General features: G+C 33.7%; 17 protein-coding genes. 2 read left to right on the plus strand and 15 right to left on the minus strand.

Annotated features, from left to right (window positions below; translation table 11 throughout):
* Window positions 1–14: 14 nt before the first annotated feature.
* From BW951_RS08360 to BW951_RS08430, 15 genes are all read right to left on the minus strand, one after another.
* The gene (locus BW951_RS08360) at window positions 15–851 is read right to left on the minus strand and encodes a 2OG-Fe(II) oxygenase (RefSeq protein ID WP_076391729.1); all 837 of its coding nucleotides are present in this window, start codon (window positions 849–851) and stop codon (window positions 15–17) included.
* Window positions 844–1,722 (minus strand): glycosyltransferase, encoded by an 879-nt coding sequence (locus BW951_RS08365; protein WP_076391731.1) that lies wholly within the window; start codon window positions 1,720–1,722, stop codon window positions 844–846. Before BW951_RS08365 ends, BW951_RS08360 begins: the two co-directional genes overlap by 8 nt.
* Window positions 1,722–2,537, minus strand: coding sequence for a glycosyltransferase family 2 protein (locus tag BW951_RS08370; RefSeq protein ID WP_076391733.1), 816 nt, complete (start codon window positions 2,535–2,537; stop codon window positions 1,722–1,724). The genes BW951_RS08365 and BW951_RS08370 overlap by 1 nt, the downstream gene beginning before the upstream one ends.
* Complete coding sequence (locus BW951_RS08375) at window positions 2,534–3,445, minus strand: glycosyltransferase family 2 protein (RefSeq protein WP_076391735.1); 912 nt, start codon at window positions 3,443–3,445, stop codon at window positions 2,534–2,536. Before BW951_RS08375 ends, BW951_RS08370 begins: the two co-directional genes overlap by 4 nt.
* A 40-nt stretch (window positions 3,446–3,485) precedes the next feature.
* The gene (locus tag BW951_RS08380) at window positions 3,486–4,403 is read right to left on the minus strand and encodes a glycosyltransferase (RefSeq protein ID WP_076391736.1); all 918 of its coding nucleotides are present in this window, start codon (window positions 4,401–4,403) and stop codon (window positions 3,486–3,488) included.
* Between the two features lie 58 nt (window positions 4,404–4,461).
* Window positions 4,462–5,379, minus strand: coding sequence for a glycosyltransferase family 2 protein (locus BW951_RS08385; RefSeq protein WP_076391738.1), 918 nt, complete (start codon window positions 5,377–5,379; stop codon window positions 4,462–4,464).
* Window positions 5,380–5,398: 19 nt separating this feature from the next.
* Window positions 5,399–6,373: a hypothetical protein gene (locus BW951_RS08390; RefSeq protein WP_076391740.1), complete on the minus strand. Its 975-nt coding sequence runs from the start codon at window positions 6,371–6,373 to the stop codon at window positions 5,399–5,401.
* Window positions 6,370–7,476, minus strand: coding sequence for a DegT/DnrJ/EryC1/StrS family aminotransferase (locus tag BW951_RS08395; RefSeq protein WP_076391742.1), 1,107 nt, complete (start codon window positions 7,474–7,476; stop codon window positions 6,370–6,372). The genes BW951_RS08390 and BW951_RS08395 overlap by 4 nt, the downstream gene beginning before the upstream one ends.
* Window positions 7,469–7,930, minus strand: coding sequence for an acyltransferase (locus tag BW951_RS08400; RefSeq protein ID WP_076391744.1), 462 nt, complete (start codon window positions 7,928–7,930; stop codon window positions 7,469–7,471). Before BW951_RS08400 ends, BW951_RS08395 begins: the two co-directional genes overlap by 8 nt.
* A complete protein-coding gene (locus BW951_RS08405) occupies window positions 7,927–8,328 on the minus strand; it encodes a sugar 3,4-ketoisomerase (protein ID WP_076391746.1) in 402 nt (133 codons plus the stop codon). The genes BW951_RS08400 and BW951_RS08405 overlap by 4 nt, the downstream gene beginning before the upstream one ends.
* 73 nt (window positions 8,329–8,401) lie before the next feature.
* Entirely contained in the window at window positions 8,402–9,658 is a 1,257-nt protein-coding gene (locus BW951_RS08410; protein ID WP_076391748.1) for an ABC transporter ATP-binding protein, read from the minus strand.
* 18 nt (window positions 9,659–9,676) lie between these two features.
* Window positions 9,677–10,525, minus strand: a complete 849-nt coding sequence (locus BW951_RS08415; protein ID WP_076391750.1) for an ABC transporter permease — start codon at window positions 10,523–10,525, stop codon at window positions 9,677–9,679.
* A 176-nt stretch (window positions 10,526–10,701) separates the two neighbouring features.
* Window positions 10,702–11,565, minus strand: a complete 864-nt coding sequence (gene rfbA / locus BW951_RS08420; RefSeq protein ID WP_076391752.1) for a glucose-1-phosphate thymidylyltransferase RfbA — start codon at window positions 11,563–11,565, stop codon at window positions 10,702–10,704.
* Window positions 11,566–11,586: 21 nt separating this feature from the next.
* Window positions 11,587–12,666, minus strand: coding sequence for a dTDP-glucose 4,6-dehydratase (gene rfbB, locus BW951_RS08425; protein ID WP_076391754.1), 1,080 nt, complete (start codon window positions 12,664–12,666; stop codon window positions 11,587–11,589).
* 4 nt (window positions 12,667–12,670) lie between these two features.
* Complete coding sequence (locus tag BW951_RS08430) at window positions 12,671–13,984, minus strand: UDP-glucose dehydrogenase family protein (RefSeq protein ID WP_076391756.1); 1,314 nt, start codon at window positions 13,982–13,984, stop codon at window positions 12,671–12,673.
* Window positions 13,985–14,202: 218 nt separating this feature from the next.
* Here BW951_RS08430 and rimP point away from each other — a divergent pair, with 218 nt between their 5' ends.
* Complete coding sequence (rimP, locus tag BW951_RS08435; RefSeq protein ID WP_076391758.1) at window positions 14,203–14,670, plus strand: ribosome assembly cofactor RimP; 468 nt, start codon at window positions 14,203–14,205, stop codon at window positions 14,668–14,670.
* 15 nt (window positions 14,671–14,685) lie between these two features.
* Complete coding sequence (nusA, locus tag BW951_RS08440) at window positions 14,686–15,921, plus strand: transcription termination factor NusA (protein WP_076391760.1); 1,236 nt, start codon at window positions 14,686–14,688, stop codon at window positions 15,919–15,921.
* The last annotated feature ends 4 nt before the right edge of the window (window positions 15,922–15,925 follow it).

The raw sequence follows: 15,925 nt of genomic DNA on the forward strand, positions 1-15,925 counted from the left end.
TATGCTTTTATTTGTTAGCCTCTGAAAATTTTATTAAACACCCTTTTTGCTAAAGATGTTTTTGGTGAAAGATGCTGTTTTTTTCTCTGCTCATTCTCATTCCACGCATTGGTGTCTTTGTCGGAGTCTTTTCTCTGTACAAAAAGAGTATTGTGATTTTCTTTGAAAGCAATTGCTTCAGATTCAGGTCTGCCGTTGGAATAATAATATAATGCCAACGATTTACGGCTTCTTTCTTCAGGACAGTTTAGAGGATCTGGGTGACCATGATAGGAATTTGATGTTGTTGAGAACATTGCCAATGTATTGAATTTAGGAGCAATTTTTGTTTCACATTTTGTCATATCTTGATTCCATAATTCAAAATGACCTCCGTATTCATCCTTCCATTCTTTATTAAGATATACTAAAACATTAACTCTTCTGTCTAATCCGTTAGTAGGATTTTTATTAAAATCGGCATGAACTTTTAAAAGTCCTCCTCTTTTTATTTCATGAAGTCCCCCTCCGGAAAAATAGGGATCACCGTATAAAATTTCATTTATTCCAGTAACCTTATTTACAAAATTTAAAAAAGGTTCCGAATTTAGAAAATACATTAATTCTCTTGTTTTTGGGCCAAAAGATTTTTCACCTTTACCTGCAAATTTTTTCTGTAATGGATCATTAAAGCTGATTGAATCTTGTTTTGATAAGTCCGGAAATTCGCTCAAAACCTCGTTTAATAGCTCAGGATTAAAAAAGTTTTCAAATGAAATACTCGGAAAAGGAATTCCGGCTTTATATTTTTCAGAATTTTCTTCTGCAAATTTTAGTAAGTCTTGGTTGTGGAAATTTAAAAATTTATTCATTATAATGTTTTTTATTATTTTTGTTGATATCTGAATAATATAGTATGTAATTAAAATATTTTTTTAAAATTACATAATGACCAGCAATAGTTAAATATTTAAAAGGATAAAATTTAAGAGTTTGTAATATTGTTTTTTTTGTTACAGGATAATACATAAAATAACGGGTTAAAAAACCTAAAAAAGAACTCAATTCGGTCTTCGACTTTTTCTTATGAAACTTAGATCCTAACGTCTGCCTGATTTTTATATTTGTATCGAACCATTCTTTATTTAAGTTTCCCATAGAAAAATGCTCAATTAAAATATCATTAATCACATAGTTTTGTAGCTTTTTAGATATACGTAGACTTATATCTAAATCATAGCCATGAAATCCTCCTAAATCTTCGTTGAATTTATAATTTTTAAAAACGCTTTTTTTCACAGCTAAAAATACTCCGTCCACACCCAAAACTTTATTCATATTTTTTTTGGTCGTCTGAGTATGTCTGGGAATAGGATTTTCTTTTGTGCTTTCAAGTATATTAGTTTCCTGATATTCTTCTGATACAGTCCAGCTTGAAGGAGCGGTAGGAACATATGATGATCCTGATATACCTATAATTCCAACACCAGGTTTGTTTAAATGTTTTATTAATCTTTCTCCCCAGTTATGAGTATGAAATACAACATCTTCATGAATAAAAAGAAGATTTTCAAATCTAGATTTTTCTTCTCCAGAGTTGTAAGCCTCCATAATGCTCATCACATTCGGATTCCACATCTGAATAATTTCATATTGAAAATCTTCTCCGATCGTCTCCCTGATATTTTGGGTAAGCTGATCGAAGTAGTGTTTTTGATAGGATGAAATGATGATGGATAGCATTATTTTCTGAATTTTCTTACTATTTTTTTTAAGATGGATTCGTTGACAATTTCAGTTAATTTATTATTGTCATCCTGAAGTTTTTTATTCTTTTTTATAAGTTCGAAAAATGTTCCGTAAACTATGTAATATTCTTTCTGATGTTTGTTGAAAATATAATTAAAAGCTTCTTCCTTCTGCTCAATATTTTTATTAATATTTGTATCTCGTGAAGAATCCTTTCTGCGGTAGTAAAAGCCTAAATAATCCAGACAAATTATTTTTTTTTCTGAATTTTTTAAAAGCTCTATCCAGAAATCCCAGTCTTCAAAGCCATGAACGAGATTTTCATCATATTTATTTGTTCTGCTCCAAGCCTCCTTTTTATAAAAACCGGAGCAGAAAATAAGGTTTTTTAAAAGCAGATTTTCATATGAAAAGGCATCTAACAAAAAAGGGTCGGTTCTATTTCCGAAAAACGAAGCTTTGCAGTATACCACATCCGGATTTTTTTGAAACTCCTTTGAGGCGCGCTCTAAATATTCCGGCGCTATCTTATCATCGCCATCTAATGGCAGGATCCATTCCGCAGTGGCATTTTCTATTCCAAAGTTTCTGGCAGATGATACCCCTCCGTTTATTTTTCTGAAATATCTGAATCGGGGATCTTTCTGCGCCCAGTTTTCTGCAATTTTTCCTGTGTGATCTTTGGATCCATCATCAATAATGATGCATTCCCAATTTGTAAATGTTTGTTCAGATACAGATTGCAGACATTCATCAAGAAATTCAGCTTGATTATATGCAGGAACAATTATTGAGATCTTTGGATTCATTTCTTTTTTCTTATATAATATATTTTTTTTAGCGCTTTTATAAATTTTATGGGCTTAAGTTTTTTTAAATAATAAAAAGCAACTGTAGGATCCAGATTATAATTTTTGGTATAACAACTGTAAAGATATCTATCTATTGCAGAATCAATAAACGAATAACTGAAATGGGGAGCATATTTTTTTATGATCAGCCTTTGCAATTCATGATCAGCCTGAATTTTTTTATCCAGATTACTTTCGGAGCCTGAAATACTTGCTTTGGAAACTCTCACCATTACTTTAGCAGTATTAGTATACAGTATTTTTTTGAAATCTGAAAAGGTAAGAATTGCTAAATCATCACTTCCCCAAGCTAAAGGCAGTTTTTCAAATTTATATTTTAAATAAAAAACTCTTTTGAAAATATTTTCGGATAAGCTGCTTTTAATTTCGTTATTGTATTTTTTAACGAAAAAATCAGTAGAATTAATTTCTTCAAAAGGATAATTAAAATTTTCAACTACTTTATTTTCTTCGTCTATCCATTGATGAGAAAATTTTATTACACTTACATTTTTAGTTTCTGCTTTGGCAAGATTGCTGTAAAATTCCTTGACAAAATTTTCAGAAATAACATCATCATCTCCCAAAATTTGGATCCATTCTTCTTTTACATTTTCCAAAACTCTTTCCCACTGCAATGCTAAATTTTCACTCCCTAAATTTTTCTCATATTCAATGTAAAAGTACTCATCATCATTAAAATATTTATTAATGAGATCCATCGGATTATCGGGACTTGCATCATTGCCAATGTAAATTGTAAAATTCTTATTAGTTTGAGACACTAATGACTTTAGAGTTTCTTCAAAAAAATCTATTTTATAATAAGGGATTACAATGGCAAGTTTATTCTTATGATTCTGCACTTTGTTTATTTTTCAGTGTGTAATTTTGGGTCTTTAATTTTTATTGTCTGCGGTACATTTTTTTCAAAAATAATAAGATATCAAAGGTCATTTTTTTTGCATTTCGCAGGATAAGCTTTTCTTTTAGAGTTTTAGGTCCGTAGTTTAACAAATATTCTTTATGATCTTCATTCAGGGTGTTGTTCAGATAAGCTTCATCAATAATTTTTAAAAGTTTATTTTTAATGATCGGCTGATCTTTATGTTTTAGATAGATGGTAAAGATTGATTTGTCCAACACATTTTGTTTTTTGTGGGTATTGGTTTCATGTAATCTGTAACTGCAGGATAATTCGTTATCATAAATAAAATTATACTCTTTACTTAATCTCAACCACATATCGTAATCTTCATAAGTGAGATTTTCGTCCCATCCTCCCGTTTTTTTTAGAGCCGACGCTTTTAATAGACAGGACATAGCGGGAATAAAGTTTTCTCTTAATAATCTTTCGTAAAAATTACCGGTTTCAAGACTTAAAAATTTATAATGATAAGGAATAAAAGTGTTCTGATATCTTTTTGATTGAGAATCTATTAAACAGGCATCTGAAAAGAGCATAACCTGATTTTCATCTGAGGTTTCCAAAATATTTACATGTTTTTCCAACTTATCAGAATTCAGTAAATCATCCAATGCCAATACCTGTATATATTTCCCTGAAGACATATTCAGGAGCTCGTTTAGAGATTTACAAATTCCTTTATTTTCAGAATGAATTATGAAATGTACTTTTAATTGAGGATTATCTTTAATCCAGTTACTGATAATATACACAGAATCATCTTTTGAACAATCATCACAGATTAATATCTCAAAATTCTTATAGCTCTGAGATTTTATACTTTCTAATGATTCTATAACATAGTGAGACTGATTATAGCTAAGACATAATATTGATACTAATGGTAATTCAGACATATGTTTGGATATCTAATTAGTTGATGAGATTAACGATTCTACGAGCAGTACTATCAATTTATTTTATTTTTTTTCCAAACTTTAACAGAAGATAATATAAAAATGGAGAAATATTATTTTTTAAAGCGAATGTCAATCTTTTTACTCTGAAAGGATATTGTAGGTATTCATTTTTTATTAGAGCTGGAATTTTTTCGCTATTACGATATTTCGTTGAAATATAATGAAATAAGTTACTTTCGTTGATTCCTGTTTTGTCATATTTCATTCTAATATAAAGATCTTCCTCTATCATTCTTTCATTGCGGGTATTTGTAACGCTTGTTGGTAAAACTCTGTAGTATGCTAGTTTTTTATTAATGAATAATATTTTTTTTATTTCATTTATTCTGAGCCATCTGTCGTGGTCTTCGAGAAGAATATGAGGTTCATACTTTCCGGTAGATATAAGAGCGTCTTTTCTCATTAACACAGTAGGAGCAATAATGCAATTGTATTTTACCAGCTGATCTTTTTTTAGTGAACCATCAGAATTAAAGAAATGGTTGTGACTATTATATTGAAGGAAGAGTTCAGTGGATTGATTGTTATCGTCTATTGCCCAAAAGTCTGTAAATATCATTCCGTATTCATCTCCGGATTTTTCCATTGCTGCAACGCAGTTTTCTATAGATTCCGGATGAAGATAATCATCAGAGGCAATTATTTTCACATATTTTCCTTCTGCAAGTTCAATACATTCGTTCAGCATCGTTGCTAAACCCGTATTTATGTTGTGAAAATTTGTAATAGCATCATAATTATTACTTTGTAGCCATTCTTGGAAAACTTTTGCAGAATTGTCCGATGAAGCATCGTCACCCACAATAAGCTGGATGTTTTTATAAGTCTGGTTTTTTATGCTGTCAAGATTTTCCTTTATATATCTGGAATGATTGTAGGAAACGGAAATTACTGTTACTAAAGGAGTACCCATTGTTTAATAAAATTCTAGATTATTCCAATTGCTCTTTAGCTCCTTCTATGCCCAATAAACTTTGTATTTTTTTTCCCTGATCATCCAAAGCATAAATTAATTCTCTTTGATCATCTTTTACAAGATATATTTCTGAAGGAACAATATTGGCGTTATCAATAAATTCTGGAATAATTAATTCCAATGTGTAACCGTCAAGAAATTTTTCATTTAAAAATTCCGGTTTAATATGTATCGTCGGATTTAAACTGTCTACTGAAACTCTATTCAGCTTGGTAGCAACAAGCTGAGAACGTATGGGGCTTAAACCAATGCTGAATAATTTATTTTTAGTAATGTATTGGTATCCGTTTTCCTCCAATGTAACAGGATTGTGATACACCATTTTTTCAAGATGTTTCAATAGCCCTTTAGAATGATAAACAGTGGCATCTACTGAAAAAGGAAATGTCCAGTGATGGAATGCCTTATCATAATAATAGTCCCATTGAAGATAGCCTTCTTTTTTCTCTATGTAATCAGGATGTCCTTCAAGATTCTCTCCTACATACATTCTGTAGGAAGCATTTTCTGGATTGTTTCTAATGATCTTAAAAACTTCTTCAGGAATGATCACATCTTCAAAAAAAACGCCGTCATCTGTATTGAACATTACAAATTCACAGTTGCTTTCACGGATTATTTTTTGAAGAAGTCCTTTGAAATTATCACTTTTTTTACTGAAAAGGTTTTTCTCCTTAAAAAATTTCCAATCTTTTTTAGAATTTAAGGCTTTAATAAAGGAGGCGTCAAAAAAAACAGGTTTTCTTTCAACAAACGAAACTCCTTTATCTTCATATTTTTTCTTTAACAGCTCGTATCCGTCTTTATGTGCACCCGTAGTATGATAAAGAATAACAATTTTAGAATCTGTTTTAAAACGTTCTAAAATAGATTTAATTAAATAATCCAGCTGTACTGCACGATTATAGGAAAAAATTACATTAAGTATCATGGGTTAAAAGAATTTAAGGTTATAATAACTTTTGTGACTTCATTATCTGACATCACGGGAGAAATCGGTAAACTTAATACTTCACGATGAATTTTCTCTGTAATCGGTAACTCCAGTGCTTTAAGATGAGAATAAGCTTCCTGATGATGAGGAGGGATTGGATAATGAATTAAAGTCTGTATTCCGTTTTCCTCAAGATAGTCCTGAAGTTGATCTCTTTTTTCTGTTCTGATCACAAAAAGATGATAAACATGGCTGTTCTCTTCGGTTTTATGATTTGGAAGTATAATTGAAGGATTGACTATTTCAGCAAGATAACGATTGGCAATCTCTTTTCTTCTGTTGTTTTCCTCATCCAGATATTTAAGTTTTACAGAAAGCACAGCCGCCTGAATTTCGTCTAATCTTGAATTATAGCCTTGATACTGATTAACATATTTTTTCTGAGAACCATAGTTGGCTAAAGCTCTGATACATTTTGCAAGGGTTTCATCCTCACAAGAAACTGCACCTCCATCACCTAAAGCACCTAAATTTTTTCCGGGATAAAAACTGAATCCTGCTGCATCAACCAAACTTCCGGATTTTTTACCTTTCCAGACAGCTCCGATAGCCTGTGCATTATCTTCTACAATTTTCAGGCTGTATTTTTCGGCAAGGGCTTTAATTTCTTCCGAGAAAACGATACTTCCATATAAATGAACCAAAAGAATGGCTTTGGTTTTGGAAGATATTTTTTCTTCTATTTTATTAATATCAATATTATACGTTTCAATATCCGGTTCTACCAAAACCGGAACCAGTTTATTATCTGTGATCGCAAGAAGTGATGCAATGTATGTATTTGCAGGAACCAAAACTTCATCTCCTTCCTTCATTACTCCCAATTCTATATATGCACGGAAAATCAGCCTTAAAGCGTCCAGACCATTGGAAACTCCTATAGCATGAGGAACATTGCAATAGGCTGAAAGCTGTTCTTCAAAGGTTTTTACTTTCTCTCCCAGCAAATACCATCCGGAACGGAAAGTCTCTAATAAAGCTTCCTCAATCTCCTGTTGATGAGAAAGATTTATTTTTTGTAAGTCCAGAAATTTAATCATTGTTATTTTTCTTTAAAAATTTTGCGGGATTTCCCACCCATATTTCATTATCGGGAATGTTTTTTGTTACTACACTTCCGGCTCCTACAAGTGCATTTTCCCCGATTGTTACTCCTGCTAATATTGTTGCGTTTGCACCAATGGAAGCGCCTTTTTTCACCAGAGTTTTTATAAGTTTAAATTCTTTATTTTTTGATTTCGGAAATAAATCGTTTGTAAAGGTTGCGTTCGGACCAATGAATACATTATCTTCAAGAGTAATTCCGTCCCATATTTGTACTCCTGGCTTTATGGTGACCTGATCACCAATTATGGCATCATTTTCTATCAGTACCTGACAGTTTATATTACAGTTTTTACCAATAGTCGCATTTTTCAAAACCACACAAAACTGCCATATCATGGTGCCTTCACCTATGTTTTTAGATTGAACGTTGGCTAAAGGATGTATCATTGTTTATAATTTTTAAACTCATCAAAATCTCTGAAATAATCTTTCTCGTCATATAATTCTGAAGCCAAGCACAATAAAACTGCACTATGGCTGAATTTTATATCTCTCCAAATTAGTTTTGGAATATAAAGTCCTTTGGATGGAGTATCCAGAATAAACGTTTCATTATTCCCTTCCATATCTAATGTATTAAACTCTATAGTCCCAGAAACTGCAAAAATGATCTGCTCAAGCTCTTTGTGTGCATGACCACCACGAATAACGTCCTGAGGCGTGTAATACGTCCAGTAAACTCTCTTTATTTCAAAAGGAACGTTTTTTTGTTCTTCAGCTACAGTAATATAACCCAGATCCTGAGAACCTATTTTAGAAAAATGTATAATATGAGGACTATCCATTAATGATGAATATTGTTTAATGATTCTTGTAAATGTATAAAATTATTAGCAATGATTATTTTTTTGGATCTTTTTAGATTTTTTCAACTTTATGGGTAATGCGCGGAAATAAAATACCAGGCGATTTGATGATTTCACCAAACTGATTCTGCATACCATGTACTTCAAATCCGAATAATTCTGTTCTGAAAGCTATGTCTGAACGGTTTATCCCCCAAAAAAAATCAAAATAATAAGAATCTTCATTAATTGTATAAGGCGGAATTTCAAAACTTACCGTATAGTCTCCTTTTTCTGAGTTTTTGTTTTGACTTACCATTATTCCTGTACTCATCACAGTAAGATCATGACTGTTTTTCAGGAAAAATGAAAGATCAATATCTACATCTTTCAGTTTACACATGAATGTAACGGTAATTATAATTCCGGACTTAATGTTGATCATATCGCCATTAATAGGCTCTGCCTTATACGATTTTACCAAAATTTTATCATTTTCAACCCTTACATTATCATTGGAATAGTCGTAAGAGAATTTAATATCACTGTTCTTTTGATATTCAATAATACATTTATTAATGTCTCCTTGAGTTACAAGGTTTCCTTTTTCCAGTAAAAGACCGGCGTTACAAAGTTCTTTAATTGCTGTAATATTATGGCTTACAAAAAGTATAGTTCTGCCTTCCCCTTTTGTTACGTCACCCATTTTTCCCAGACACTTTTTCTGGAACTCTGCATCTCCTACGGCAAGAACTTCATCAATAATAAGTATTTCAGATTCAAGATGTGCTGCAACGGCAAAAGCCAGACGTACATACATTCCTGAAGAATATCTTTTTACAGGGGTATCAATATATCTTTCAACCCCTGAAAAGTCAACAATTTCATCAAATTTTCTTGTGATTTCTTTTCTTGTCATTCCAAGAATAGCACCATTCAGATAAACGTTTTCGCGACCTGTCATTTCGGGATGAAAACCTGTTCCAACTTCTAAAAGTGAGGCTATTCTTCCGTTGCTGTATATTTTGCCGGTTGTTGGCTTTGTTACTTTACTCAATAATTTCAGCAGTGTAGATTTTCCTGCACCGTTTCTTCCAATAATTCCTACAGCATCTCCTTGTGCGATTTCAAAGTTAATATTCTGTAGTGACCACACATATTCAGATTCTCCTTTAGTCGTTCTGTCATTGGCTTCACCAATCTTAAGATACGGGTCTTCTTTTCCTCTTACCTTGTACCAAAATCTATTAAGGTCATGAGATAAAGTTCCTGTTCCGACTTGCCCAAGGCGATATTGCTTTGATATATTTTCTGCTTTTAAAGCCAGCATATTTTGTGTTTTTAAGTATTATACGGTATCCATAAATGTTTTTTCCACTTTATTAAAAGTAACCAGTCCGATTGTAAATAGTATAAAAATAATAATCGTGCTGACTCCAAGCATTAAAGGAGAAAAGTCGCCTACGCCAAGCCAGCCATATTTGAAACATTCAAAAATACCTGTAAGCGGATTGTAGTAGGAAATTTTTTTGAAAGGTCCGAATAATGCTGATGCCGGATAGATCACGGGTGTAGCGTACATAAATAAACTCACCCCAAATCCCAAAAGCATTCCGAGATCTTTATATTTAGTAGTAAGTGAAGAAAACAGCATTCCGGCTCCCAATGCAAAAATAGCCATTAAGGCGATCAGAAAAGGCGTTGCCAACATCCATAGGTTAGGATGAATTTCATCTTTAGATAAATAATATCCCCAAATAATAACAAATAAAAGAAACTGAACTGCCAATCTCATAAGATTTGAGATAACAATTGAAATTGGCGTCACAAGTCTTGGAAAATATACTTTTCCAAAAATTGAAGCATTTCCTGTAAAAGTATAAGAAGTACCGGTAAGTGATCCTGCAAAATAGTTCCAAAGCGTTACTCCTGCCAGATAAAATAATAGTGGAGGTGCTCCGTCAGTCGGGAGGTTGGCAATCTTTCCAAAAACCACCAGATAAACAATTGTTGTTAAAATTGGATTTATGAAAAACCAGATTGGTCCTAAAATGGTTTGCTTGAAACTGGAAACAAAGTCTCTTTTTACAAACATATAGACAAGATCTTTGTAGCGCCATACTTCTTTAAGCTTCAGATCAAACAAAGAATGTTGGGTTTCAATTGTTTCTGTCCACTTTTGTTGTGGGTCATTCATCTGTGTAAAATTTTAATGCAAATTTAGATTATTTAATTTATTTATCGTTTTCTTTATTGTGAATAATTATTCATTTAAAGTAAGAAAATATCAACTAATATATTAATATTTACTGTTATGAACAAAAAACTATCAGCCGTAAAGCCAATAGTTTTAAAATATATTAATTTAGCCGGTTATTTATTAACTAATTTTTTTAGGTATTCCCCATAACCGCTTTTTCCATATTTGGTTGCCGTTTCCAGTAATTTTTCTTCGTTGATGAATTTATTTCTGAAAGCAATTTCTTCAATACAGCCGATTTTGAAGCCCTGTCTCTTTTCGATTACTCTTACAAATTCAGAAGCATCGTTTAAAGAATCAAAAGTTCCCGTATCCAGCCATGCTGTACCTCTGTCGAGAACACCTACTTCAAGTTTTCCTTTTTGAAGGTATACGTTATTTACATCAGTGATTTCCAGTTCTCCTCTCGCGGAAGGCTGAATGTTTTTAGCAATTTCAACCACTTCATTATCGTAAAAGTATAATCCGGGAACGGCATAATTTGATTTCGGCAGTAAAGGTTTTTCTTCGATAGAAACAGCTTTAAGATCATCATCAAATTCTACAACGCCATATCTTTCAGGATCTGAAACGTGGTAGGCAAAAACAACACCTCCATCAGGATTAGTCTTGTTTTTAAGTAAAGTTCCCATTTCTGAGCCGTAAAAAATATTATCGCCTAAAACCAATGCTGCAGCATCATTTCCAATAAACTGATCTCCTAAAATAAAAGCCTGTGCAAGACCATCCGGACTTGGCTGAACGACATATTCTATATTACAGCCAATCTGTGATCCGTCTCCTAATAATTTTACAAATCCTTCCTGATCGTGGGGTGTTGTAATAATTAAGATATCTTTAATTCCTGCTAATAACAATGTTGAAAGCGGATAATAAATCATCGGTTTATCATAAACAGGCATTAACTGCTTGCTTACCGCGATGGTAAGAGGGTAAAGTCTGGTTCCGGAACCTCCGGCTAAAATGATACCTTTCATCGGTTAATCTGTGTTTAATTTTTAATGATACTGTTTTTCGTAGTATTTCTGATAATCTCCGCTTGTTACATTTTCAAGCCATTCTTTATTCTCAAGATACCAGTCGATGGTTTTCGCCAAACCTTCTTCAAAGGTTACAGAAGGTTTCCATCCAAGATCAGAATTAAGTTTTGTAGCGTCAATAGCATATCTTTTATCATGTCCCGGTCTGTCTTTTACAAAAGTGATTAATTTTTCAGAGTAGCCTTCTTCTCTGCCTAATTTAGCATCCATTTGCTTGATTAATTCTTTTACCAAGTCGATATTCTGCCATTCGTTGAAACCTCCGATATTATACGTTTCTCCGGTTTTGGCTTCGTTGAAGATCTGATGAATTCCTTTGGCATGATCAATAACGAATAACCAGTCTCTTGTGTATTTTCCGTCACCGTATATAGGTAAAGGTCTTTCGTTAATAATATTCGAAATACAAAGAGGAATCAGCTTTTCCGGAAAATGATTCGGACCGTAATTATTTGAGCAGTTTGAAATGATAAACGGCATTCCGTACGTATTTCCGTAAGCTCTTACCAAATGATCTGAAGCCGCTTTTGAAGCCGAATACGGAGATTGCGGATCATAAGCTGTGGTTTCTAAGAAAAATCCTGTTTCTCCTAAACTTCCATATACTTCGTCTGTAGAAACATGGTAGAAAAGATTTGTTCTCTTCTCATCAGGGAATCTTCCGTGGGTGTGATCCGGATTTAACGTCCAGAATTCCTTGCAAAGATTCAGGAGATTGGCGGTTCCGTTCACGTTGGTATTAATAAATGCCATAGGATCCGTAATGCTTCGGTCTACATGACTTTCAGCCGCTAAATGCACAACAGCATCTGGATTGTACTTTTCAAAGACTTTTCTAAGTTCTTCAGGTTTTGTAATGTCGGCTTTTTCGAAAACGTAATTAGGTTCGTTTTCGATGTCCTTCAGGTTTTCCAGATTTCCTGCATATGTAAGTGCATCAAGATTGATGATCTTTGTTTCAGGATTATTTTTTACAAATTCTCTTACCACGTGCGAGCCGATAAAGCCTGCTCCGCCTGTGATGATTATATTTTTCATCTGATTAATTTAAAACTGTTTTACGTCCTATACTTTTATAATAAAAACCATTCTGCTCAGGAATTTCCAGCGGATACATATTTCGTCCGTCGAAAATCACCTTATTGTTCATTCTTTTTGCCATCAGTTCGAAATTCGGATTTTTGAATTCCGGCCATTCTGTTGCGATAAACAAAGCATCTGCATTGTCCAGAGCTTCGTACATATTTTTTGCGTACTGAATTTTGTCGCCTAATATTTTTTTTACGTTGTTTTCTGCAACCGAATCATAAGCAACAATCTTTGCCCCTTTTTCCAGAAGTAACGCAATATTGTCTAAAGAAGAAGCCTCACGAATATCGTCGGTATTCGCTTTGAAGGCTAATCCCCACATTGCGATCGTTTTTCCTTCGATATTTCCTCCGAAATACTTTTCAATCTCCGAAACAAGGACTACTTTTTGGGCAATATTTACATTTTCTGTCGCTTCTAAAATCTGAAAATTAAAATCTTCCTGCTTTCCGGATTTTATCAATGCTTTCACATCCTTTGGAAAACAGCTTCCTCCATATCCGATGCCTGGGAATAAAAACCGATGCCCGATTCTGTCGTCACTTCCCATTCCAAGCCTCACTTTATCTACATCAGCGCCTACTTTTTCACAGTAATTGGCAATTTCATTCATGAAAGTAATTTTTACTGCCAAGAATGAATTGGCTGCGTATTTTGTAAGTTCAGAAGATTTTTCGTCCATAAAAATAATAGGAACTCCGGTGTTGGTGAATGGCTGATAAATTTTAGCCATAATTTCCTGTGCTTTTTCAGAGCTTGCTCCTACAACAACCCTTGCTGGGTTCATAGAATCCTCTACGGCAAACCCTTCCCTTAAAAATTCAGGATTGGAAACCACATCAAAAGGAATCTGCGTTTTTGAAGCGATAACTTCACGTACTTTATCGGCTGTTCCTACGGGAACGGTGCTTTTATTGACAACAACTTTGGATTCCGTCATCATTTCGCCAATATCGTTCGCCACTTTCAGCACATAGGAAAGATCGGCGGAACCATCTTCTCCGGGAGGAGTCGGTAAGGCTAAATAAATAACTTCGCTCTTATCCAGAGCTTCTTTTAAATTGGTTGTGAAAAATAATCTTTCAGCCTGTATATTTCTCAGGAACATTTCTTCAAGATTCGGCTCATAGATGGGAACTACGCCGCTTTTCATTCCTTCTACTTTTTTTTCATCAATATCTACACAGTATACTGAATTGCCAAGCTCTGCCAGAGTGGTTCCTGTAACCAGTCCTACATAACCTGTTCCTACAATAGTAATATTCAAAATGTATGTTTTTTAAAAATTCAACCACAAAAATACTAAAAATACCATCACGCCCGTCTTTAATTTCCGGTAAATGAACAATACATATCCTGTTGATAATAAGATGTTTTGCTTTTTTAATAAAAATTCGTATATTTGCAGTGGATTTACGGAAAAAATGGGAAGGCCTTCGCAAGAAAGCCTTTTTTCGTACCGTACATCAGGATTTTATATATTTTATGGAGTTTAGAAAAAGAATTGAAGAATTATTACATGAATTCCTCGAGACCAGAAAAGATTTATTCCTAATCGATTTAAAGATTTCTGCGGGGGATGACATCACCGTGATTTTGGATGGTGACAACGGTGTTTCTTTACAGGACTGCCTTGATGCAAGCCGCGCGATTGAATTTAATATGGATCGGGAAGAGCATGATTTCAGCTTACAGGTAATGTCTGCGGGATTAAGCGAGCCTTTGGCAACTCCGAGACAGTTTGCAAAAAATATCGGAAGAGAAATTGAGGTTTTACTGAATGACTCTACCAAAACGGAAGGCGAACTGGCAAAAGTAGATGAAGAAAAGATCACACTCATCCTGCGTTACCGCAAGCCGAAAGACATCGGTAAAGGAAAAGTGGATGTGGAGGAGGAAAAAGAAATTCCGTACTCTGAGATTAAGAAAGCATTAGTAACAATTAAATTTTAAAAGAAAAAAGAATAAATGGACAATATAGCGTTGATTGAATCCTTCGGTGATTTTAAAGACGAAAAAGGGATCAGTAAGATTGATCTTATGGCAATTATTGAAGATTCTCTGAAGACACTTTTGAGAAAGAGATATGATTCGGATGATCATTTTGATGTGATTGTAAACCCTGATAAAGGAGATTTTCAGATATTTTTAAATAAAACGATCGTGGAGGACGAAATGTCTGAAGATGATGATTTGGAAATCGAGATTTCTGAAGCTAAGAAAATTGACCCTACTTTTGAAGTGGGAGAAGATTTTACGATGGAAATTCCTGTTGCACAGTTGGGAAGAAGAAATATTCTTACATTAAAGCAGATCTTGGCTACAAAATTGCAGGAGCACAACAATGCCATGTTGTACGAGCAGTTTAAAGACAGAATCGGGGAGATTGTAGTAGGAGAGATCCACCATATCCGTCATAAGCACGTGATTTTGCTGGATGATGAGGGGAACGAATTCATTTTGCCTAAAGAAAATCAGATTCCATCCGATTTCTTTAAAAAGGGTGAGAATATCAGAGCTATTGTTGAAACAGTAGATTTCAAAGGTTCAAAACCGCAGATTATTATTTCCAGAACTGCACCTAAATTCTTAGAAAAACTATTAGAGCTGGAAATCCCTGAAATTCAGGACGGAACTATTATGCTTAAGAAAGTAGTAAGAATTCCTGGAGAAAAGGCTAAGATTGCAGTAGATGCTTACGACGACAGAATAGATCCGGTAGGAGCTTGTGTAGGGGTAAAAGGATCCAGAATTCATGGAGTGGTAAGAGAGTTGAGAAATGAGAACATCGATGTTATTCAGTGGTCCAAAAACCCTGAGATTTTGGTGAAGAGAGCTTTAGGAAATGTTACCATCAATAAAATTGACATCAACGAGGAGCAGGAATATGCTTTAGTATACACTCCGGTTGAAGAGATTTCTAAGGTAATCGGAAAACAGGGTCAGAATATCAGACTTGCTTCTTGGTTGACAGGTTATGAGATTGATGTGCATAGAGAATCCAGCGAAGATGATGATGTTGAGCTTACAGAGTTCAATGATGATATCGAGCAGTGGATTTTGGATGAATTTAAGAAAGTAGGTCTTACTACTGCAAAATCAGTTTTAGACAAGGAAACTGTAAGCTTACTGAATATGGTTGACCTTGAAGAGGAAACGATTGAAGAAGTGAAACGTATTCTGAGAGAAGAATTCGAAGATTAAGATT

This window comes from Chryseobacterium gambrini, assembly GCF_900156825.1.
In the GTDB taxonomy this organism is placed as follows: Bacteria; Bacteroidota; Bacteroidia; order Flavobacteriales; family Weeksellaceae; genus Chryseobacterium; species Chryseobacterium gambrini.

What these genes read in the sequence shown, in the direction of transcription:
- BW951_RS08360 (WP_076391729.1), bottom strand. Translation starts at nt 851, where the DNA reads ATGAATAAATTTTTAAATTTCCACAACCAAGACTTACTAAAATTTGCA.
- BW951_RS08365 (WP_076391731.1), bottom strand. Translation starts at nt 1,722, where the DNA reads ATGCTATCCATCATCATTTCATCCTATCAAAAACACTACTTCGATCAG.
- BW951_RS08370 (WP_076391733.1), bottom strand. Translation starts at nt 2,537, where the DNA reads ATGAATCCAAAGATCTCAATAATTGTTCCTGCATATAATCAAGCTGAA.
- BW951_RS08380 (WP_076391736.1), bottom strand. Translation starts at nt 4,403, where the DNA reads ATGTCTGAATTACCATTAGTATCAATATTATGTCTTAGCTATAATCAG.
- BW951_RS08385 (WP_076391738.1), bottom strand. Translation starts at nt 5,379, where the DNA reads ATGGGTACTCCTTTAGTAACAGTAATTTCCGTTTCCTACAATCATTCC.
- BW951_RS08390 (WP_076391740.1), bottom strand. Translation starts at nt 6,373, where the DNA reads ATGATACTTAATGTAATTTTTTCCTATAATCGTGCAGTACAGCTGGAT.
- BW951_RS08395 (WP_076391742.1), bottom strand. Translation starts at nt 7,476, where the DNA reads ATGATTAAATTTCTGGACTTACAAAAAATAAATCTTTCTCATCAACAG.
- BW951_RS08400 (WP_076391744.1), bottom strand. Translation starts at nt 7,930, where the DNA reads ATGATACATCCTTTAGCCAACGTTCAATCTAAAAACATAGGTGAAGGC.
- BW951_RS08405 (WP_076391746.1), bottom strand. Translation starts at nt 8,328, where the DNA reads ATGGATAGTCCTCATATTATACATTTTTCTAAAATAGGTTCTCAGGAT.
- BW951_RS08410 (WP_076391748.1), bottom strand. Translation starts at nt 9,658, where the DNA reads ATGCTGGCTTTAAAAGCAGAAAATATATCAAAGCAATATCGCCTTGGG.
- BW951_RS08415 (WP_076391750.1), bottom strand. Translation starts at nt 10,525, where the DNA reads ATGAATGACCCACAACAAAAGTGGACAGAAACAATTGAAACCCAACAT.
- rfbA (WP_076391752.1), bottom strand. Translation starts at nt 11,565, where the DNA reads ATGAAAGGTATCATTTTAGCCGGAGGTTCCGGAACCAGACTTTACCCT.
- rfbB (WP_076391754.1), bottom strand. Translation starts at nt 12,666, where the DNA reads ATGAAAAATATAATCATCACAGGCGGAGCAGGCTTTATCGGCTCGCAC.
- rimP (WP_076391758.1), top strand. Translation starts at nt 14,203, where the DNA reads ATGGAGTTTAGAAAAAGAATTGAAGAATTATTACATGAATTCCTCGAG.
- nusA (WP_076391760.1), top strand. Translation starts at nt 14,686, where the DNA reads ATGGACAATATAGCGTTGATTGAATCCTTCGGTGATTTTAAAGACGAA.